Source organism: Desulfosarcina variabilis str. Montpellier (assembly GCF_048565275.1).
GTDB classification, from domain to species: domain Bacteria; phylum Desulfobacterota; class Desulfobacteria; order Desulfobacterales; family Desulfosarcinaceae; genus Desulfosarcina; species Desulfosarcina variabilis.
In genome coordinates, this window is sequence record NZ_CP159846.1 from 1525286 (window position 1) to 1547272 (window position 21987).

Consider the following 21987-nt stretch of genomic DNA (forward strand, 5'->3'; position numbering starts at 1 on the left):
ATAACTAGTTGTGTCATCAACTTCACTGACAAGGGCTGACACTCTTCATCCGGCGATTAAATCGGTGATACACCGTCATTCCGGCTTTCGCCGGAATGAAGAACAGTTGATGTCAAAACTTGCCTTTTTTCTTGCCTCTTTCGTACCAATCCTGCCCATGATAAAGCGACTCCATGCAATCCGGACATAAGCCATGGGTGACATTCGCATCGGTATGCTTTTTAAGATACGTTTCCAGCTGATTCCAGTACCCTTCATCATCCCTGACTTTTTGGCATTTGGCGCAAACCGGTAGCAGCCCGCTCAAGGTCTTCACCTGGGCAAGCGCATCTTTGAGCTCGATGATCAGCTGTTCCTTTTCCTGTTCTCTTTTACGCAGGCTAATATGGGTATTGATCCGTGCCAGCACTTCGACCCGTTGGAAGGGTTTGGTTATATAATCAACGCCGCCAACACCAAATCCGGCCAGCTTATCCTCTACGTCGTCAAGGGCCGTCATGAATATCAACGGGATAGCGGCCCAGTGTTCGTTATCCTTTATTCGTTTGCACGTTTCAAATCCATTCATACCGGGCATCATGACATCCAGCAGGATCAGGTCGGGTTCGATATTGTTAAGGGTAGATAACGCTCGCTCGCCGCTGTCAGCAATATAGATGTGGAACTGCTGTTCTCTGAGAAGATCGAGCAGGACCTTCAAGTTCCCGGGTTGATCATCGACAAGCAAAATGGACGTCTCGGTTTTAGTCATCTGCGTCCTCTCTTGAAGAAATAAGCGTTTCAATCTCTGAAAATTTAAAATCGTTTGCCAATCTGCTAAGTGTTTGGCTGAAATCCTGGTACTTGCCGTTTTCCAGCCCACCAATGGCCTCGGCCTGTTCAAGAATGCCTTCGATGTCACCTTTGGCCAGTGATGCTGAAAGTTTTTCCAGCGCATTGGAATGGGGGATGTCTATCTTGGAAAACGTGGGCGGTTCCTGTTCGTCTGTTTCCTGATAGATCAGCGTAATCGGTAGCAACTCAGCGATTGATTCGAGCAGGTCTGAGGTTACAAACGGTTTTAGAATAAAGGCTTTGAATCCACGCTGGATGCAGCGCTTTTTAAGCATGTCGGACTCAGCGGTCGAAGCGGTCACCGCCACGACCGGAATATCTTTTAAATCATCATGATGCTTAAGCTGGTTCATGGCGGAAAATCCGTCTATGTTTGGCATTCTCAGATCCATGAGGATCAAATCAGGATGGGTTTTCAGGCAGATTTGCGTTACCATACTTCCATCTTCGGCCTCTTGGGTTGCAAAACCCAGTGGCCTCAATGTGTCGCGCAATACTGCCCGATTGGACATTTTGTCGTCAACAATGAGGATTTTGACCGGTTGATTCGTTTGCCCGGTATGTTCATATCCGATGATTTTCCTGCCACTTGAAGGGGCTGTGGGGATTCCCGTCTCAACAACTTGTGCTTCAATCGAGAAGGAAAACCGGCTGCCGACACCCGCTCCATTGGCTGGTGAGGCGTTGACCGGGCTTGACACAGCAAGCTCTCCCCCCATCAGATGGACCAACTGCCTGGATATCGCCAGACCAAGCCCTGATCCCTCTTTGTACTGAAGGCGTTCGCCCACTTGCTTGAATGGATCGAAAACCTCATCCTGCTGCTCTTTTGGTATGCCAACCCCACTGTCTTCCACGGCGATTTTCAGCCGGCATCGGTTTTCTTGACCGCTTTTTGCCTCGACATGCAGCCGGCAGTAGCCTTTGGCGGTAAACTTGATGGCATTGGATAACAGGTTGAAAATCACCTGTCGCAGACGCAGCTCATCGGCAACAATCACAAAAGACAGGGTTTGATCGGTTTCGAATGTAACGCTAAGCCCCTTTTCCCGGGCCCGGTACTTGAAAAAATCGATGATGTTATCAAAAAACGGCCGCAGCTGAATTTTAGTGGGCACCAATTGCAGCATTCCCGCCTCGATTTTTGACATGTCAAGCACATCATTGATGATCATCAAAAGATGCTCACCCGCCTGATGAATCGTCTGGAGACCGCTTTGCTGTTTTTCGCCAAAACTTTTGTCCGCTGTTAAAATCTGGGTGTAGCCAAGGATGGCGTTCAGCGGCGTGCGCAGTTCATGGCTTATGTTGGAGAGAAAAATGGATTTCGCCCTGTTGGCGGATTCGGCTGTCTGTTTTGCCGACTGTAATGCTTCGTTGACCTGTATTAGTTCTTTATTGACCTTTGTGAGGGCCTCGTTCGCCTGGTATGTCTCGGTCATGTCGTGGCCTACGCCGGCAACCGCATAGACCGTTCCATCGTCGTCGAACATCGGGTAACGGATAATGTGGAAAAACCGCTTTGTCCCGTCCGGCCAATCGATCCACATTTTTTGGGAAACGGTTTCTCCCGCAAGGCATCGTTTGATTTGCGGTTTCATCCGCGAATAGTTATCGGAAACAGCGATTTGTGCCATGGATTGGCCAACAATCTCTTCCCGCTTTCTGCCCAGAATTCTGGCCAGCGCATCGTTGACCTGAAGAAAAATTCCATCCCGGTCTACCAGGTAGAGCAGGGTGTCTACTGTTGAAGCAATTTTTTCATAGTACCGAAGGCTTCTTTCAGCATTTTTTCTTTCGGTGATATCAACAAAAGTGGCGAGGAAATACTCCTCAAAGGTGCTGCCACTAATGAGCACGCTGCGGACATCACCGTTTTTGCAGGTGACCTGATATTCTTGGGCTTGTATGTTTGTTTGGTTTTTCATTGCCTGTTGCAAGGCGGCTTCCCAGGTATCGATCACCGATTTTCGATATTCCGGGTCGGGATACGCATTTTCCCGCCACTCGTCCAGGGTCGGGATATCGGCCCTGTCATAACCAAACGTCTCAATGAATTTGCTGTTGAGCGCCAAAATCACGCCATCGCGTCTTACATGGCAAAGGGGAATGGCCGCCACCTGAAAAAGTTGGCGGAATTTGGCCTCACTCTGCCGCAGCGCTTTCTCAATTTCCTTGCGCTCGCTGATGTCGCGACTGGATCCATACAGCAAGAGGCGACCATCCAGGACGATGCTTTTGGCGTTGATTTCGGCTTCAAAAACCGATCCGTCCTTGCGACGATGCTTGGTTTCAAAGGTGCTGGATGTTTTAAAAACGTCTTTGATTGTTGATGTTAGCTCATCACGGGGTATCTGTGCTTCCCAGTCGGCAACGTTTAGCCGGGCCGTTTCTTCAACGGTATATCCAAGCATGCGTGCAAAGGAGTCGCTGAACTCGACGATATTTCCCTGCTCATCCATAACGTGAATCCCATCGCTGGCCATGGCCAGAAGGGTTTTCAAACGCTGGGACATAATCTTGAGCTGGGTAATGTCGTAGAGAGTGACAAGCCTTGTTTTTTCAGCGAATCCACTGAGCAGGGTCGACGTTGCCAGCATGATGCGGGTGGAGCTGTCCTTGCCGCAGATGCGTACTTCCATGGGGGCAAACGGCGACAACTCTTTTTCGGATTGGATAACCCGTTGCCACCACTTTTGGATGACTTCCTCCCGATAGGCAGGATCTGGATATCCTTTGTGCCAAAAGTCATCTATGGTGGGGATGTCTTCCAATGTATACCCGAGCGTATCGACAAACGCCGGATTGGTGTAAAGAATCTTGCCATGATCGTTACTGATCGATAAAGGCATTGGCGAGGAATCAATGATTTCTCGGAAACGCCCTTCACTAACTTTGAGCGCCTCTTCCATCTCCTTTCGATCGGTGATGTCCTGCAAGGCGGCCAGGATGATCGGCGGGGTCTCATCAGAAAGCCGGGAGCAGGTCATCAGGGCATATTTTACGCTGCCGTCTTTATGGCGTACTCTGGCATCGATCGATACAAGATTGCTGGTTGCCAGGCCGGTATCCAGTTCATGTCCAATGCGTCGCCATTCCTCGTCATCAATATAAAAGCGGCGTGTTTCCTGACCGATTATTTCTGCGGTTTCGTATCCCAGCAATTGGGTCATACATGGATTGGCTTCAAGAACAATCCGGTCCTTGACGAGAAGGATGCCCACGGGTACCGTGTTGTAGATGGCCAACAAGTGCTGTGTGGTCTTCCGATGGTCTTTCTCAAGACGCTTGCGATCGGTAATGTCTTCGAACACGGTGACAAAGCTTTTGGGGCGGTGTGAATAAACCGACAGTTTGAAAATGATACCCATGGGGTCGAATTCAATTTCTTTTTCGAATCGTTCATTTCCCAAGGCCACCGCGGAGAATTCTCCGATATTGGGGGCGTCGGGAACACCGAACAGGTCGGTCGCCATTTGGCCGGGGGCGCTACCGGGCGCCAAGCCCAGAATCTTGTAGAAAGCGGGGTTTGCATTGGTAAAAACATAGTTCACCGGTTTTTGCTGCTCATCGAAAACAAGATCATGGACGGCGATGCCAAAGGAGGCATTTTCGAACAGAAGCCTGAACTGCTGCTCGCTGGCCGTGAGCTCGGCCGTGCGTTCCTGTACGCGTTTTTTAAGCGTTTTGTTGAATCGGAAGAGGGTGATGTGACGCATGACAAACATCCCCACGGCAAAAACCCCCAGTATCAGTCCTAAGGCATTGAATAGTCGCCCCACCGTCCAGTAGGCCTCTGGCGCTCCATACCAACGGACGTAAATGCGGCTATACGCTTCAGTGGCCACAAATCGCTTTACCGCTGCGTCCAGCCGGCCCAGCAAATCATCGCGCCCCTTTTGAACGGCAATCCCTCTGACGATTTCCTTCAATGGCTTGCCGACGACTTTCAGCTTGTTTTCAATGCCGGACTTGCGGGCCAGTTGATCGATAACGGGTTGGGGAAATACCAGGGCGTCCGCCTGGGCCGAAAGCAAAAACATGATCGCTTCAGACGGGTTATGGGCGATGACCAGCTGGATGTCAGGCCTGCCTTTTAAAAGGGCGTAGCCCACATTGACCTCAACGACCACGACCTTATGCCCGGGAAGGTCTTGCGCACCATTGATGCCGGATTCCGCCTGGCGGATAAAGATGGAAACCGGGAAGGTCTCCACCGGGGATGTGAAGTCCGCGAATGCTTGCCTGCGCTCGGTGATGCCCATATTGGGGACGATGTCCACCGCGCCTGAACGTAAGGCCTGCTGGGCGTCCGGCCAATTTTGAAAAACCACATAGTCAGGATCAAGATTGGCAAGGCGGGCCACCTGATTCATGACATCAACGGCAAAGCCGGTGGGCTTGCCATTGTCATCCAACGCATACTGAGGCGGGAAATTGGCAAGGACGGCGATTTTGACGCTGAGTCTGGGATCGTTCTCAGCCGGGGTGGCATGGGCGGAGCAAATCACGCACAAACTCGAAAAAAAAAGCCATAGCAAAATGAAGCCGGAGAGCCTTTTGCGTGCCATGATAGATCAACACCTCACGACAATAACGGTTGCTTTTTGAACATCGCGAATCACCTTTTTTTGGGGGCTGCGATAGCAATGGACGGTCAGCTCGCCAACCGGGTCTCGAATATTTCGAAAAAAGATAAGGATCGGAAATTTTATAAATTGATCAAAATTGCTTGTTCTTGCGCCCGTCTTCGGCGTTGCACCAACGGCCACATACTTCGAGTATGCAACCGTTGATGCGCCTTGAAGGCGAACACAAGCCCGGCGCAATTATGGTCAATTGATTTCATCTCCGATCCTAACTTGGCAATTTTGCGAGTTCCGGTGTCCATATCCGTGATGTGATTCATGCTCATCATTGTCGCTCTATTGACCCGGTTTTGGCTTGAATTGATAGAATTTATGTTTGCATAGATACTTGAATATTTCAAGCTGGGGATCGGTTCAACAGCAATGGCAATTTTGGAGGTGTTTAGCGTGAATTTCACCGATCGATAGTAAAAATGGTTGCAAGGTGACCTGAAATTTTCTCGATAGCGATACCCATAGCGATTTCGATTATCAAAACGATCCAAATGCAGTTACCCTGTGTATCGGCGGGTTCCGAATTGACAAACAAAAGCTAAAAATATATGTTGAACGCCGATCATAATATTTATCCCTAATAAAAAATAGCGCTATGCTGAATAAAGCTCACCGTACCAAGGCATACGATATCTGGAATGCGTTCATCAATGGGGGCAATGTGGCGGATTTGCCGCCTCACATCCGGCAATCCTGGCAACGTTGCCGGGATGCCAATGTGAATCCCCGGAAGGACCCCTTTTTAATTGGTATCGATCAAGAAACACGATCCAAACGAATTGAAGAGACGCTTGACCTGCATCAATTGATCGATTCCCACAATACCCATATCCAGCCCTATTTTGATTCATCACCCATTGGCATTTTATTTTGCGATAACAATGGCACTGTGCTCGCGGTAACCGGCCATGATAAGATTCTCAGGCAAATGGAAGATGACCTGCAAGCCGATATTGTCGGCAGCTGTCTAAAAGAGAGTATCGTCGGCACAACCGCCCCGGGAATTTGCCTTGAAGAGAAACGGTTTGCGAGTGTTTATGCCGAAGAACATTACGTACGCAGCCTGCATTGGTCCAGTTGCATCGCAACCCCCATCTTCGACGCTGAACAGAACCTGATGGGGTGCCTGGACTTTACGGTGACTGTCCGTGACGGAGAAAAACTACAGCATCTTATACCGCTCCTATTAAACACCGCCAATTGTCTTCAGTTCGAACTTTCACTGAAAAACAGGTTGGAGCAGCTGGAGCTTTTCCATTCCTATTACCGTTCTACCTTTGATTATTCCCGAAGCATTCTCATCCTTGTCAATATCCACGGTGTGGTGATCGATTTTAACCATGCCGCCCAAGAGATGATGCAGCTGTCCCCCGCAAAGATAAGAAGCAGGGATATCGGACGTATTTTTAAGGATAGAAACAAAATCTCCTCCATTTTGAATCCTTCCGGTGGAAAAATTTTTCTCAAGTTTCTTGATGGTCAGCGGTTTTCCATGGAATCCATACCGCTTGCCAACCGGGCCGGGTTGGACGTGGCCTTTTTGCTGAAACTGGAAAAGGAAAAAAAACAAAGCACAGCAACCGCTAAAACCGATCATGTCGCCCGTTATGCATTCTCGAATATCATCGGCATGCATCCCAGATTGATCCAGATTGTGGACCGGGCGAGAAAAGCCGCCCACACGCGATCCACGATTTTGCTTGAAGGCGAAACCGGAACCGGCAAGGAGTTGTTCGCCCATGCGATCCACCAGGCGAGTCCTTTCCAAGCCGGACCGTTTGTGGCGGTAAACTGTTCTGCCTTTCCCCGTGAGTTGATTGAAAGCGAGCTGTTTGGGTATGAGAAAGGGGCATATACCGGCGCCCTGCGTGACGGCAGCCCCGGCAAATTCGAACTGGCCGATGGGGGTACCCTATTTCTGGATGAAATTCATACCATGGATAAGGCCACCCAGATGAAGATACTGCGTGTCATTGAAGATCGCCAAGTGACCCGGATTGGCGGGCGGCGTGCTGTCCCGCTTGATCTGCGTATTATTGCCGCCAGTTCTGAAAATCTCGAAGATGAAATGACCCATGGGAACTTTATCGCTCCGCTTTACTTTCGGCTCAACGTGGTCAAATTGAAGATTCCCAGCCTCAGACAGCGAGCGGCGGATATCCCCCTTCTGGTCGACCACTTCATCGAGAAGATGAATCGCCGCTTTGGCCGGTCGATCCAAGCTGTTGAGACTTCAGCGCTTGATACAATGGTTCGTTATGATTGGCCGGGAAACGTTCGTGAACTGAGAAACTGCATGGAAAGAGCGTTCATTTTTTGCAGTGGCCATACCATTGAATGCGATGATCTTTTTGATGAACGGCCTGCTGAAGCGAAACAGAAACCCGCGGCAGAAGCAACGCTGGATGACATGACGCGCAAGTCCATGATCGAGGCCTTGGAAAAACATGGCAATGTCAAGCACGCCGCCCTGGCATTGGATATTCCCCTGACGACGTTTTATCGCAAGATGAAAATTTACGGCATCCGTCGCAATACCAAGGGGTGCGGCAAAAAATAATACGGTGTCCCGCAACGCTCAAGGTTGAGATGAGAAGCGCTTTCCAAGGTTGGTCGTTAAAGTGTAAAGTAGTTGCTCATTTATAAATCGATAGGATACATTCCCATCACCCATCACCCATCACCCATCACCCATCACCCATCACCCATCACACCTATCCACCTATCCACCTATCCACGTCAGTCCATTTTGAAAAACCAACATTGCCAAATTGAGAACAATGTTTTCATTATGACATAATGCATGGAAAAAAACATCTTCCGGCATGGGTCAAAGTGCCCCTCGAATTGTTTCCAAGATCCTTTAAATAAGAAGGTTATGCCGTCTTGGGGGATTGCACTGAAATAATGGTCCCCATTTTGCTAAAAAGATATACCTCAACGCTATGCAACATCCATGTTCCATTAACCACCAGATCTCAAGGAGAGGCAAATGAAAAAAGTGCAGGTGTCCATCAACGGCGCCGAAAAACAGTTTGTGGTGGATAAGGACAAGGTGCTGCTTGACCTTTTACGTGAGGATCTACGTCTCACGGGGGCCAAGCAGTCCTGCGACCGGAAAGGGCAGTGCGGCGCTTGTACCGTCATCGTGGACGGTAAAGCCAAACGTTCCTGCCTGGTAAAGGTGGCCGACCTTGACGGTGCCCAAGTGATTTCCGTGGAAGGGCTGGGCACGCCTGACAATCCCCATCTGATTCAGGAGGCCTTTGTACTGGCCGGGGCGATACAGTGCGGGTTTTGTACGCCCGGTATGATCATGACCGCCAAGGCGTTGCTCGATCAGAACAACAATCCGAGTGTCGAGGAGATCAAGAAAGCCTTTGCCCGCAACCTGTGCCGCTGCACCGGGTATGCGAAAATCATCGACGCCGTCGTGCTGGCCGGCCGGTTCCTGCGCGGCGAAACCACGCCTGACGCGGTTCGCCCTGATCCCAACGGACCCAAGATCGGCGTGTCCCACCCGAGACCCTCGGCCATGCTCAAGGCTTGCGGTCTGGCCCAGTTTGCCGCCGACATCCCATTGCATAATCCTCTTGAAATCGCCATGGTGCTCAGCACCGAGCCGCATGCCACGCTCAAATCCATCGATCCGGCGACTGCCGAGAAAATGCCCGGGGTGGCCGGGGTGATGACCGCCAAGGATATCAAGGGCACCAACCGGATCAAGTTTGTCTTTGACGACGAACCGGTTCTGTGTGACACCAAGGTGCGGCGTCTGGGTGATCCCATTGCCATTGTGGCCGCCGAAACCAAGGCCCAGGCCCTGGCCGCGGCCCAGGCCGTCACGGTGGATTACGATCCGCTGCCCGTGATGATGACGCCGGAAGAAGCCCTGGCCGAGGGCGCGGTTCCGGTGCATGACGAGTATCCCAACCTGTGCTGGCAGCAACCGCAGATCAAAGGCGATGCGGAAAAAGCCCTGGCCGAGGCAGCCGCCGTGGTCGAGGCCGCTTTCTCCACCCAGATGAACCATCAGGCGCCCCTGGAGCCCGAAGTCAGCATCGCCTATCTTGAAGGGGAAGGGGAGGATGCCCAACTGGTGGTGATGGGCAGAAGCATCATGATCCACACCCACATGGCCATGCTGCAAGGGGCCCTGGGGTGGGAGAACATGCGCTACGAGGAGCCTTTTGTGGGCGGGCAGTTCGGTATCAAGGCCGCCATTGTCACCGAGGCCATCGTCGGTGCGGCGGCCCTGCATTTCAAACGGCCGGTTCGCTATGTGCCCAGCCTCGAGGAGTCCATGCTGCTCAGCAACAAACGCCATCCGTTTGCCATGAAGGTCAAGCTGGCCGCAGACAAAGACGGCAAGCTGACCGCGTATGTCAATGACTTTGTTATCGATAATGGCGCCTACCAGATCCTGGGCATTGTGGTGGGCATCCGGGCCCTGCAGATGCTCTCGGGGTCCTACGATATTCCCAACGTCAAATCACTGGCCAAGCTGGTTTATACCAACAATGCTCCCGGTGGGGCGGCCCGTGGTGCCGGTCCCCCCCAGGTGGCGTTTGCCCTGGAGTCGGCCATGGACATGCTGGCCGACAAACTGGGGATCGATCCCTTGGACATCCGTATTAAAAACTCACTGGCGCCAGGCGGCACCACCTCTGTCGGGGCAACCGTTGATCAGTGGCCCTTTGTCCAGTTGTGCGAAGATCTCAGGCCCTACTATGAGAAAGCCAAAGTTGCCGCCGCCGCTCACCAGGACGGCTCCATCAAGCGCGGCGTGGGCCTGGCCTGCAACGCCTTCGGCGTGGGTGAGCCCGGCGACAACGCCATGGTGGCCGTGGAACTGGATCCTGACGACGGCATCACCATCTATGCGGCCGCCGCCGATCCGGGCGAAGGCAATGATTCCATGCTGACCCAGATCGGGGCCAACCTGATGAATCTATCGCTGGATAAAGTGCGCATCGTGACCCGCAGCACCGATCAGACCACTGAAACCGGTCCTGCGGCCGGCAGCCGGATTACCTTTATGGTCGGCGGGGCACTGGTCGATGCCATCGAGAAATTGAAGGCCGCTATGGCGGACGCCGGTGTCTCGGATTATAATGGCCTTGTCAAGGCGGACAAGCCCTTACGCTACATCGGCAAGAAAAACGTTCCCGACCTACAGCTGGATCCGGAAACCGGTCAGGGCGGGAATTTCGATAGCCAGATCCACAACATCCAGATGGCCGAAGTGGAGGTCAACACGGATACTGGTGAGGCGCGGGTACTCAAGATCACCACGGCCGTCGATCCAGGCGTTATCATCCATCCCCAGAACCTGGAGATGCAGCTTGACGGTGGTATCGATCAAGGGGTAGGTTACGCCCTGCGTGAACAGTACGTGCATGGCAAAACCAAGGATTGGCTCACGTTTAAATTCCCGACCATGAAAACGACCTTCGATATTGAGGTGCTGACGCCTCGGGAAACGCCGCGCAGTCGCGGTCCCTTGGGTGCAACGGGAATCGGTGAGATGACCATGGTCTCCACGGCACCGGCGGTGGTCAACGCCATTGCCAATGCCTGCGGTGCCAGAGTTTACCATCTGCCGGCCACGCCGGAAAAGGTCAAGGCGGCCCTGGAACAGAGAAAATAATATTTATGACGGATGCCGGTCCATCTCGGCCCATGTCGGGCCACCCCAATCGAAAGGTCCGCGAGATCGACGGACGCCGTATCGTCTTTGACGGTAAGGGGTTCATGCGCCATCCCGAGGACTGGTCCGAGGCGGTGGCCCGCCATCTGGCCGAGGAGAGCGGTCTGCCTGAACTGAATCAGACCCACTGGCAGGTGATTCAGTTCATGCGCGATTACTACTTTTACCACGGCCGTGCGCCGATGAATCGGGATTTGAAATCAGGCTTGAACATGACCCTGATGGCATTGGAGGCGCTGTTTCCCGGTGGCATCCGGGAAGGCGCCCGGCGCGTGGCCGGCCTGCCCAATCCAAAATCCTGTGCGGGGTGATTGATGACCCAGCTGATCTACCTGGACAATGCGGCAACCACCTTTCCCAAGCCCCGGTCGGTGATCGAGGCCATGTGCGAAACATACCAACGGGTGGGCGTTTCACCGGGGCGGGGCAGCTATGATCTGTCCAGCGAAGCGCAATCGCTGGTTGAGCAGACGCGGGAAAAAATCGCCCGCTTTTTCGGTGCGCCGGATCCCGAGCGGGTGGTATTTGCCGCCAATGCCACCGATGCCCTCAACCTATCCATCCAGGGTATCGTACAGCCGGGGGATCATGTGGTCTCCACCACCCTTGAACACAATTCCGTACTGCGGCCGCTTGCCCACCTGCAGGCGGCGGGCGTCATCGGGTACGATCTCGTTCCTTTTGATGACAGCGGATTTATCGACCCCGATAACATCGAAAACGCCATCCGGCCCAACACCCGCTTGGTGGTCGTGACCCAGGCGTCCAACGTGATGGGAACGATTCAGCCGATTGAGGCGATCGGACGCCGATGCGCCGAAAAGGGGGTTTGCCTGCTGGTGGACACCGCCCAGAGCGCCGGCCTGGTCCCCTTGGATATGACCGCCTGGCACGTCGGTGCCGTGGCCTTTACCGGCCATAAAGCCCTTTGCGGTCCGACAGGAATTGGCGGCCTGGTGGTTCATCCGGATGTCGACATCCAGCCCACGCGGTTTGGCGGCACCGGCGTTGATTCGAAAAGCCTGGTGCACACCGGCACCTATCCCCATCGCCTGGAAGCCGGCACCCTGAACCTGATGGGCATCATCGGGCTTTCCCATGGGCTGGACCATATTGGGGCAGAGGGCGTTGGATCGATTTTAGCCCGGGAAGCCGGTCTGGCCGGACAGCTTTGCCGTGGTCTGCGGGCGATTGATAGCATACGGATTTTCGGTGAACCGGAGGCAGCCGATCATGTGGGGCTGGTCACTGTTACGATGAAGGACAAACATCCCCAGGACCTGGCTGATATTCTGGACGGCGATTTCGGTATTGCCGTTCGTGCCGGGTTGCACTGCGCCCCCCTGGTCCACATCGCCATGGGAAGTTATCCCGACGGCGGAGTGCGATTCAGTCCGGGCCCTTTTTCCACCGCCGGTGACATTGATGCGGCAATTGCTGCCATGGCTGCCATTGCCCGGTTTTAGCAGTTCAGACCAATCAAATTTTCCCGATATAAAAATGTTTCCCAAATCTGCATTGTGCCTCGTTGCCTCCTCTTGGTTTTTTCCTGCCGGCGCCATATAACCAAAATAACATGCCTTTTAGGTTGGGTTGAGGAACGAAACCCAACAACGCCATAAACGGTTGCCCGGCCTGGCCGGTGGCGGGACCATTTTTCTGGATGAGATCCATACTATGGATAAGGCCACGCAGATGAAGATCTTGCGGGTGATCGAAGACCGGCAGGTAACCCGGATCGGTGGTAAATCTCCAATCCCACTCGATATCCGAATCATTGCCGCCAGCTCTGAAAAAATGGATGCTGAGATGGCGGCCGGCAATTTTCTCGCCCCACTTTACTATCGGCTCAATGTCGTCAAATTGGCGATCCCAAGCCTCAGGCAGCGCAAAGCCGACATCCCCATTTTGGTTGCGTACTTCATCGAAAAAATGAATGCCAGGTTCGACCGATCGATAAAAAAAGTCAGCCCCGAGGCGATGAACGTTATGGCTGCCTATGGGTGGCCGGGCAATGTGCGTGAGCTGAAAAATTGTCTGGAAAGAGCTTTCAACGAACATCCCGCTGGCCACATTTTATCGGAAATTGAAAAAATACGGCATTTCCTCGAGGAAAGAGCGTGGCCGTAACGGTTCTTGATTTTTTTGATCATTAATTCTCGTTGCCGCATCCGCATCACCGCTTCTTGTCCTTGCCTTTTGGTTTCATTCACGCCCGATCCAATCATTTCGCCTTTATCTCTACCCCATGCCCCCCCGCTGATCTTCCAAATTGGAAAACCGATTCGCAATTTGGAAAATGAATCTCATTCCATTCTCTTGTCGTTCTTCATGATTTTCTGAATGGTTAACAATTCCGGGAAGATAAAAGAGTTTATGAGAATTTCCTTTTTGGCACTTGTTTTGCTCAAATATCGATATGCAGCATTACGGCAGATTCATTCATTTTTGTTACTTGGAAGGAGTGGATTATGGGAGAAAAGGCTGGGTATTCATCGTATCGTTGGGCGATGTTGGTTTCGGCGTGTCTGGCAATCATGTCGGTGTATGTCGATATGATCGCCATCTCTCCAATTTTGGGTGACGTCGCAACAGATCTCAAGGTGGAAATGGGTGCCGCAACCAATCTGATGATGGGGTTTGTGTTGGCAACGGCGTGTGTGCTGATCTGGGGCGGTGTGGTTGCCGATAAATTCGGCGTGACTGTTGCGACCGTCCTTGGATTACTCTGCGCCACCGTTCCGGCCTCATTGATGCCGATGATCGGACACGATTATGGCATTGTCATGGCTGCCCGGTTGGTTCAAGGGGCCTCGGTCGGATTTGTCTTTGCCGTCATCGGTCCGACGGTGGTGTTGTGGTTTCCTCCCCAGGAGCATGGTCTTGCCGGTGGAATTATCATCGCCTGCATTCCTCTCGGTTCAGCATTGGGCGGTTTGATCTCACCCATGATTCTGGCTGCCGGGTCTTCCTGGCAAGGCGTGGTTGCCCTTCTTTCTTTGCTTGGGTGGGGGGCTATTCTGGCTGCAATCGTTATTACCCGGCGGCCGCCGTCACCTGCAGTGCTTGAAGGGTTGATGCAGGCCATGCAACCCGCCGCCGGCGAAATCACCTTCAAAAAAGCCTTTCGTTTACCAATGACCTGGATCGGAGCACTTGTCGTCTTTTTTAACACCTGGAACCTTTATTGTTTTCTCAACCTTATCCCACCCTATCTGGCGGCGCCGTCTCCCATGGGCGTTGGCTTGGGCCCTTTAATGGCCGGCAAACTCGCATTGGCCGGAACGATTGTCGGCATCGTGGCAACCATCGCCGGCGGTGCATTTTTTGACAAAATTGCCAAAGGCAATCAAAAACTGGCTGTTCTGATCGGATTTATACTTACCGCTCTGTTTGCCTTTCCGATGGCTTTGCCGTCCGTATACGGCAATCTACTCTTATTGATTGTATGCATGATGCTTGTGGGATGGGGATTGAATTTTATGGGTGCCTCCATCAATGGGTTCATCGCCATGAATTATCCGCCAAGCATTGTGGGTCGGATGGTCGGCTGGTGGTTTGGTTTTGGGACCTTTGGCGGAGCATTGGGCCTTTACGTTGGAGGGAAAACCATCGGCGCCACAGGGAGTTTTAAAACCGCAATTGCCTTATTGTCGGTTGCTGCTGTTATTGGAGTGCTTCTCGACCTTTTTTTAAAACCTCAACAAGAATCAACAAAGGAGCCCTCGGCAGAAGGGATGGAAAGTCTTCCAACATAAAAAAATTGTTGATCTGAAAAAGCAAACCCAACAGAAGGAAAAGAAAGGACGATGTCATGAAAATGAAAGCCGCTGTGTTGAGAGAATACAAACAGCCGTTGACTATCGAAGAGGTTGAACTTGACCCGCCGCAGGCCAACGAAGTCCTGGTTAAAACCGCCTACACGGGTTTTTGTCATACCGATCTTTCCTTTATGGAAGGTGGGGTGCCGTTTCCGGTTCCGGCGGTGATCGGCCACGAGGCTGCCGGCGTCGTTCAGGAAGTGGGACCGGGCGTTACCACGCTCAAGAAAGGGGACCATGTTGTGGCCACCTGGATGGTGCCATGCGGAAACTGCCCGGAATGTGCCAGCGGCCGGGGCTATACCTGCCGCACAGGCCACGGGACCTATATCCATGGGAAACTGCCCGGCATGACATCCAGGCTGAAGGACGCCGACGGCAATGAACTCAGCCACCATATTTTTGTTTCCGGGTTTGCGGAGTATATGGTGCTGCCCGAAAAAGGGGCCATCAAGATCAACAAGGACATCCCTTTGAAAGAAGCCTGTATTATCGGTTGCGCCATGCCTACCGGATTCGGTGCCGTGTATAACGTAGCCAACGTCAAGCCGGGGGACTCCGTGGCCATATGGGGATTGGGCGGTGTGGGCCTGCATGTCGTCAGCGGCGCAAGGCTCAGGGGGGCATATCCCATTATCGGTGTGGATATCGAAGGCAGTAAGGAGGAAATCGCCAGACAGTTCGGCGTGACCCATTTTATCGACAGCAGCAAGGAGGATCCGGTCCCGGCTGTCCAGTTATTGACTGGTGGAGAAAGGATGCCCGACGGAACGATCATGGGCGGTGGTGCCGATTTCGTTTTCGAGGTCAGCGGCAATAACGGTGCTCAGGCACAGGCTTACTGGGCCATCGGGCTTGCCGGCAAAATGGTGCTGGTGGGAATCTCGGAGGCAGACAGCACCACCGAACTCGGGCTCACCTGGCTGCCCCCCCAGTGCAAAACCATTGAGGGCACCCTCTACGGTAATGTTCAGATCCAGAAAGAGCTTCCCATCCTGGCCGATCTTGTTCTCAGAGGGGACCACCAGATGGATAAGCTGATCACCAAGACCTTTAAACTCGAGGAAATCAATGACGTGGCCGACGCCATGCGCAAGCACCAGATTGTCGGACGATGGGTTTGTGAGTGGGATTGATGCCCAATGATTGACCCAAATGCGGGTACCCAGCGCCGATACGCATCCTTTGGGTGGCAATTTTACTGCTAACGTGATACGCAAACAGGTCGGTATTGATCATGCCGACAATCCAAGGCCGTATCGGCGGGGATGGTCTCTCCATCTCCATTCGACAATTTTAACATCAGTTTAGCTGCAAAAGGAGTCCGTTCCAATGGAAAAGAACAGGCAAAACGAAGCCGTGGAAGCAAAGGTAGACGGTCCCGAAGAAAATGATCCCAAAGAAGACATTTTCAGTGTTGAGGAAATCAAGATCGAGGAGATGGCCATCGACGGGATCTGCGGGGTTTACTAACCGCTGTCCGGCAATAATTATTGCCCATCCAAAATCCTGGCGAGCGTTTGGGATAGTGATGAGCACCTGAATCATCGTTGTCGTAGTCGATTACGATAGCGATTACGACAACGATAACGACTAAAAACTTAACACTTTTTCAAATCAACCTTGTCGGGAGATTTTCATCTCCAACTTGAGTTTAATGGAGATCCGAAAAAGAGATATCGAGACAATTCCCATGGCAATGAAATACAAGCTGGCAAACGGAACCCAGGTGCGTGAGGAGAATTTTGGGCTTCTGTTTTACACCCAGGCCGGACCGCGGCTCTATTTTTTACCCTCCGGTCGACTGCTGCCGCCCACATTTTTCGATGGGGCCGAGACATTGGACCAGTGGCTGGAAAAAAGTAATGGCAGGGTCGGTGCATCGACCGGGCGGATCCGTTCTCTGGAAACGGCGCTTGCCAATCTTTGCGAAAAAGGAGTGATCATTGAGTTCTGACCTGGCCCGGCGCGGCCTTCGCGCCCCGGTAAACGTGACCTGGGAGATAACCTTGAAGTGCAACCTGGCCTGCCGGCACTGCCTGTCCGATGCCGGTCAGACCATGGCTGACGAGCTTAGCACCGACGAGTGCCGCCGGCTGATCCGGCAACTGGCCGCCATGAAGGTGTTTCAGGTAAACATCGGCGGCGGCGAGCCCTTTATCCGCGACGATTTTCTGGACCTTTTGGATGACGCCCATCAGAACCAGGTCGTGACCTGCGTGAGCACCAACGGCATCCGGGTTGACGATGCCCTGGCCTGCCACCTGGCGCGCCTTGACATGCTCTACCTGCAGGTCAGCCTGGACGGGGCCACGGCCGAGGTCAACGACGCCATCCGGGGCCGGGGCACCTTTGATCGAATCCTTCAGGCGGCCGATACCCTGGCCCGGCACGGCGTCCACTTCAGCCTCAACACTGTCCTGACCCGGCTGAACTACCCCCAGTTGGAAGATCTTCGGCGGCTTGCCGCCGGCTACGGGGCCGAGTTGCGCGTTTCGCGGTTCCGTCCGTCGGGCCGCGGCAAATCGAGCAAGGCCGACCTGGGGCCGGACACGGATCAACTGGAGTCGTTTGCTGCCTGGCTGGAGGGACATGAGCTGGTGCGCACCGGAGATTCGTTTTTCTGTTTGACCTCGGAGAACCGGCGGCGCAAGGGACTGGATATGTGCGGGGCGGCCAAGATGACCTGCTGCATCTCACCCAACGGCAATGTCTACCCGTGTGCGTTCCTTCAGGAACCGGAATTTCTGGTCGGCAATGTGCGCCATGACGATTTCAAGACCCTGTGGGATAACTCACCGGTGTTCAACCATTTGCGCAGCCTCAGGGTCGACACCTGCGTCACCTGCAGCCGGTTCGAGCAGTGTCGGGGGGGATGCCCGGCCATGGCCTTTCATACCTATCACGATCTGTCCATGCCCGACCCTGAGTGTATCGCCGCCATCCGGCCACAAATGAGAAACCCTCAAATGAAAAAAAGTGCATAGGAGCCCACCGGTTTGAATGCCTTGTACGACACACTGCCCATCGGAAAGATCGATCTTCCCAACCGTATCTGTTTTCTGGCCCACCGGACCAATTTTGGCCGTCAGGGGCGATTGACCGAGCGCCACATTGCCTATTACGAGCGACGGGCCAAAGGCGGCGCCGGCCTGATCATCGTTGGGGAAATGAGTATTACCACCGATGACCGGCCCTGGGCGTCGATGATCGAGCTCTACCATCCGGACGCCCCGGCTGATCTGAAGCGGCTGACCGGGGCGATTCACCAGTATGATACCCGGGTGTTTGCCCTGCTTGGCCATCACGGTTTTCAAAGTTCCGGCCACATTACCCGCCAGGCGGTCTGGGCGCCATCGGCCATGGCCGACATCGCCTTTGGCGAAACCGGCAAGGCCATGGAAGAGACGGACATGGACGCCCTGGTCGATGGCTTTGCCCGTGCGGCCGGCTTGGTAAAAGACGCCGGATTCGACGGCATCCAGATCGACATGGGGGCCGAGTCGCTGTTGCGGCAGTTTTTATCGCCCATCAGCAACCAGCGCCAGGACGCCTATGGCGGCAGCGTCGAGAATCGCCTGCGCCTGCCGCTGCGCATCGTGGATGCCGTGCGCCATGCGGTGGGGGCGGCATACCCTGTGGGTCTCAAACTGTGCGTGGATGAGAAGTTCTGGGGAGGCATCGATGCGACAGAGGCGGTCCAGTTTGCCCAGGTCTTCGAGCAGACCGGACAGGTGGATTTCATCCAGACGGATCTGTCCACCTACTACAATCTCTACCTGGTCATGGCCAGCATGCACACGCCGGCTGGTTTCACCCTCGATCTGGCCGAAGCGATCAAACAAAGCGTCTCCATTCCCGTGATCGCCGCCTACCAGATCGATTTCCCGAGCATGGCCGAGGAGGCCATTGCCGGCGGCAAGGCCGATGCCGTGGGATTCGTGCGGGCCTTGATTGCCGATCCGGACATGGCCGTCAAGCACCGTGAGGGCAAAACAGACACGATCCGCTGGTGTGCCCGGGACAATCTGGGGTGTGTGGGCCGGGTCAACCAGTCCAAGCCCATCGCCTGCGTGCAGAATCCGCGGGTGGGTAATGAAGCCACACCGTGGCTGGCATCCCAAAAGGCCGCAACTCCCAAACAGGTGGTCGTTATCGGCGCCGGGCCGGCCGGCATGGCCGCCGCGGTGAGCGCCGCCAGAAAAGGGCACCGGGTGAACGTCTATGAAAAGAGCGACGTCACCGGCGGCCAGGTGAATTTTTCTAAACAGGGGGCCGGCCGCAGCGGCATGGCCAACCTGACCCACTATCTCGAGAAAAACCTGGCGCGGCTCGAGGTCCCGGTCCATCTGGGGGCTGTGCTGGATGCCGACCAAGTCATCGGCATGAAGGCCGATGCCGTGGTCGTGGCCACGGGCGGCGAGCCGGTGGCCCATCCGTATCCGGGGAATTACGGCCCGCCGGATGTGATCACCGTGTGGGACGTCTACCAGGGCAATCATCCGCTGGGAGAGAAGATTCTGCTCATTGACGAAATCGGCAGTCACGTCACCCTGGCCAGTGCCGAACATCTGGCCGATCAGGGCAAAAAGGTTCATATCGTGACATCTGAGCTTTTCGTGGGTGTGGGCGTCGCTACCCTGGGGGATCTTTACTTTACCCGGCAGCGCCTGCTGCAAAAAGGGGCGACGTTTCAGACCGATACAGCGGTGGAGAAAATCGAGGGCCGCCGGGTGGTGGCCAGAAATGTGTTTACCAACCAGACGGTTGTTTTCGAGGATTACGATACCGTCATTGTTGCTGCGGCGTTTGCTGCGGTTGACGGGCTTTATTACAAGCTTAAGGGACGGGTCGGCGAGCTATACCAGGCCGGCGACTGTGTGGCGCCGCGGGGGATCGAAATGGCGATTTATGAAGGTGAGAAGGTAGGAGGGCAGCTATGAGTGAATACCGATACCTGTTCGCCCCGCTGAAGATAGGCAGTGTGGTGGTGCCCAACCGGATAAACTTTGCCGCTCACCTGACCAACCTGTCCGTGGACCATCAGATCAGTGATGCGCACATTGCCTATTATGCGGAACGGGCCAAGGGGGGCTGCGGGCTGATCACCACCGAGGAGTTGAGCGTGCATCCCAGCGATCTGGCCTACGCCGGACTGGTGGATGCCTTCAAACCCGAGGTGATCCCGGGGTTTCAGCGGCTGACCCGGACGATCCACCAATACGAAACCAAAATCTTTGCACAGCTCAACCACAACGGCATGCAGGCCGACGGCAAGCTTTCCCGGCTGCCCGTGTGGGGGCCGTCTGCCGGGCGGGACCCGCTTTTCCGCGAAACCGCCAAGGCCATGGAAATTGAGGAAATCAAGGAGTGTGTCGAGTACTTCGCCCTCAGCGCCGTCCATGCGGCATCCGGTGGGTTTGACGGGATCGAGCTGCAGTTGGGGCACAGCTCGCTGATCCGGCAGTTTCTTTCTCCGCTTACCAACCACCGGCAGGACGACTACGGCGGCAGTTTTGACAACTGCCTGCGGTTTGCCCTTGAAGTCATCGCTGCGGTGCGTGCTGCGGTGGGACCGGATTTCACCCTGGGGGTGCGGCTCAATGCCGACGAGATGCACCCCAAGGGCGGGATCACCCATGCGGATGCCAAACAGATCGCCAAGGCTTTGGAAGCCGACGGCCGGATTGATTTTTTCGACATCAGCCTGGGAACCTTCTACAACCTTTTTCTCGTGGAAGGCTCCATGCATACGCCCCTGGCCTACACCACGCCCCTGTCGGCGGGCATCCGTTCGGTGGTGGATCTTCCCGTTTACGCCACCAACCGGATCAATGATCCGCACCTGGCGGAGAATATTCTTGCGGACGGCCACGGCGACATGGTCAACATGGTGCGCGGCCTGATCGCCGATCCCGAGCTGCCCAACAAGGCCCGCGAGGGCCGCGACGATGATATCCGGCATTGCATCGCCTGCAATCAGGGCTGCATCGGCCGCATGGGCATCGGCTATACCATCGGCTGTATTCAGAACCCGGCCGCCGGCAATGAAGCCACGCTGGGGGCCGGCACCCTCAAGCCTTGCGAAACGCCCAAAACCGTTGTCGTGGTGGGCGCCGGCCCGGCGGGTCTGGAAGCCGCTCGCACCCTGGCGCTGCGGCGGCACCGGGTGATCGTCTTCGAGGCCAAGGATGAGGTGGGCGGTCAGAACCTGATGGCGGCCAAGGTGGCCGGGCGCCAGGAGATTCAGGGCATTACCCGCTGGCTGGTAAGTCAGGTGAACAAACTGCCCATCACGTGGCGCATGAATACCCCGGCCACGGTGGACCTGATTCTGGCCGAAAACCCGGATGCGGTGGTGGTGGCCACCGGATCAACGCCCAAGGAGAAGCCCTTTCCCGGCGACTATGCAAGTCCGCAGGTGGTCAACACCCAGCAGATACTGGGCGGCGCGGTCGAGGCGGGAGAAAACGTCCTGTTTATCGATCTCAACGGCCATCACCAGGGAACCGGCACGGCCGAGCTGTTGGCCGACCAGGGAAAGAACGTGCATGTCCTGACCCCGGCCCTGTTCCAGGGATCGGCCCTGGGACCGCTGCAGGATCTTTATCTTTCCCGGCAGCGGCTGGCCGGGAAAGGGGTGACCTGCACGCCGGACATTGCTGTTCTGGAAATCCAGGGCACTCTGGCCAAGGGCCTGAATGTTTACTCCAATGAGATGTTTGATTTTGATGGCTACGACACCATCGTGATGGCGGCCGGCAATGTGGCCGACGACGGGCTTTACTTCGATCTCAAGGCGCGGCTTGGCGAAAAAAGCCATATCGCGCTCTACCGCATTGGTGACTGTGTGGCGCCGCGGTGGACGGATATGGCAATTGTTGAAGGACACCGCATTGGCCGCATAATATAACGGTTTCGTAAAATACTCGTTATTGATTAGTGTAAAGTGTTAAGTGTTAAGTTTTAAGTGAAGGTA

General features: G+C 54.5%; 14 protein-coding genes. 12 read left to right on the forward strand and 2 right to left on the reverse strand.

The genetic code is table 11. The annotated features are described in order from the left end of the window. Positions 1 to 112: 112 nt before the first annotated feature. Positions 113 to 751, reverse strand: a complete 639-nt coding sequence (locus Dvar_RS06740; protein WP_419660937.1) for a response regulator — start codon at positions 749 to 751, stop codon at positions 113 to 115. Then, positions 744 to 5405, reverse strand: a complete 4662-nt coding sequence (locus Dvar_RS06745) for a PAS domain S-box protein (RefSeq protein ID WP_419660938.1) — start codon at positions 5403 to 5405, stop codon at positions 744 to 746. The genes Dvar_RS06740 and Dvar_RS06745 overlap by 8 nt, the downstream gene beginning before the upstream one ends. Before the next feature lie 667 nt (positions 5406 to 6072). Between Dvar_RS06745 and Dvar_RS06750 the strand changes: the two genes are divergently transcribed. The 12 genes from Dvar_RS06750 (at position 6073) to Dvar_RS06805 (ending at position 21921) form a co-directional block, all read left to right on the forward strand. Beyond that, positions 6073 to 8037, forward strand: coding sequence for a sigma-54-dependent Fis family transcriptional regulator (locus Dvar_RS06750; RefSeq protein WP_419660939.1), 1965 nt, complete (start codon positions 6073 to 6075; stop codon positions 8035 to 8037). A gap of 432 nt (positions 8038 to 8469) precedes the next feature. Further along, positions 8470 to 11127 (forward strand): molybdopterin-dependent oxidoreductase, encoded by a 2658-nt coding sequence (locus Dvar_RS06755; protein WP_419660940.1) that lies wholly within the window; start codon positions 8470 to 8472, stop codon positions 11125 to 11127. 5 nt (positions 11128 to 11132) lie between these two features. Further along, entirely contained in the window at positions 11133 to 11498 is a 366-nt protein-coding gene (locus Dvar_RS06760; protein ID WP_419660941.1) for a TusE/DsrC/DsvC family sulfur relay protein, read from the forward strand. Positions 11499 to 11501: 3 nt separating this feature from the next. After that, positions 11502 to 12653, forward strand: coding sequence for an aminotransferase class V-fold PLP-dependent enzyme (locus tag Dvar_RS06765; RefSeq protein WP_419660942.1), 1152 nt, complete (start codon positions 11502 to 11504; stop codon positions 12651 to 12653). A gap of 211 nt (positions 12654 to 12864) precedes the next feature. Further along, on the forward strand, positions 12865 to 13317 hold the full coding sequence (locus Dvar_RS06770; RefSeq protein WP_419664079.1) for a sigma 54-interacting transcriptional regulator: 453 nt from the start codon (positions 12865 to 12867) through the stop codon (positions 13315 to 13317). A 341-nt stretch (positions 13318 to 13658) separates the two neighbouring features. Continuing rightward, positions 13659 to 14945, forward strand: coding sequence for an MFS transporter (locus tag Dvar_RS06775; RefSeq protein WP_419660943.1), 1287 nt, complete (start codon positions 13659 to 13661; stop codon positions 14943 to 14945). A gap of 56 nt (positions 14946 to 15001) precedes the next feature. Then, positions 15002 to 16144, forward strand: a complete 1143-nt coding sequence (locus Dvar_RS06780) for an alcohol dehydrogenase catalytic domain-containing protein (RefSeq protein WP_419660944.1) — start codon at positions 15002 to 15004, stop codon at positions 16142 to 16144. Positions 16145 to 16340: 196 nt separating this feature from the next. Next, the gene (gene mftA, locus Dvar_RS06785) at positions 16341 to 16481 is read left to right on the forward strand and encodes a variant-type mycofactocin precursor (RefSeq protein ID WP_419660945.1); all 141 of its coding nucleotides are present in this window, start codon (positions 16341 to 16343) and stop codon (positions 16479 to 16481) included. A 220-nt stretch (positions 16482 to 16701) separates the two neighbouring features. After that, the gene (gene mftB, locus Dvar_RS06790) at positions 16702 to 16965 is read left to right on the forward strand and encodes a mycofactocin biosynthesis chaperone MftB (protein WP_419660946.1); all 264 of its coding nucleotides are present in this window, start codon (positions 16702 to 16704) and stop codon (positions 16963 to 16965) included. Continuing rightward, on the forward strand, positions 16955 to 17995 hold the full coding sequence (mftC, locus tag Dvar_RS06795; RefSeq protein ID WP_419660947.1) for a mycofactocin radical SAM maturase: 1041 nt from the start codon (positions 16955 to 16957) through the stop codon (positions 17993 to 17995). The genes mftB and mftC overlap by 11 nt, the downstream gene beginning before the upstream one ends. Before the next feature lie 12 nt (positions 17996 to 18007). Continuing rightward, entirely contained in the window at positions 18008 to 19951 is a 1944-nt protein-coding gene (locus Dvar_RS06800; protein ID WP_419660948.1) for an FAD-dependent oxidoreductase, read from the forward strand. Further along, complete coding sequence (locus Dvar_RS06805; protein ID WP_419660949.1) at positions 19948 to 21921, forward strand: mycofactocin system FadH/OYE family oxidoreductase 2; 1974 nt, start codon at positions 19948 to 19950, stop codon at positions 21919 to 21921. Before Dvar_RS06800 ends, Dvar_RS06805 begins: the two co-directional genes overlap by 4 nt. The last annotated feature ends 66 nt before the right edge of the window (positions 21922 to 21987 follow it).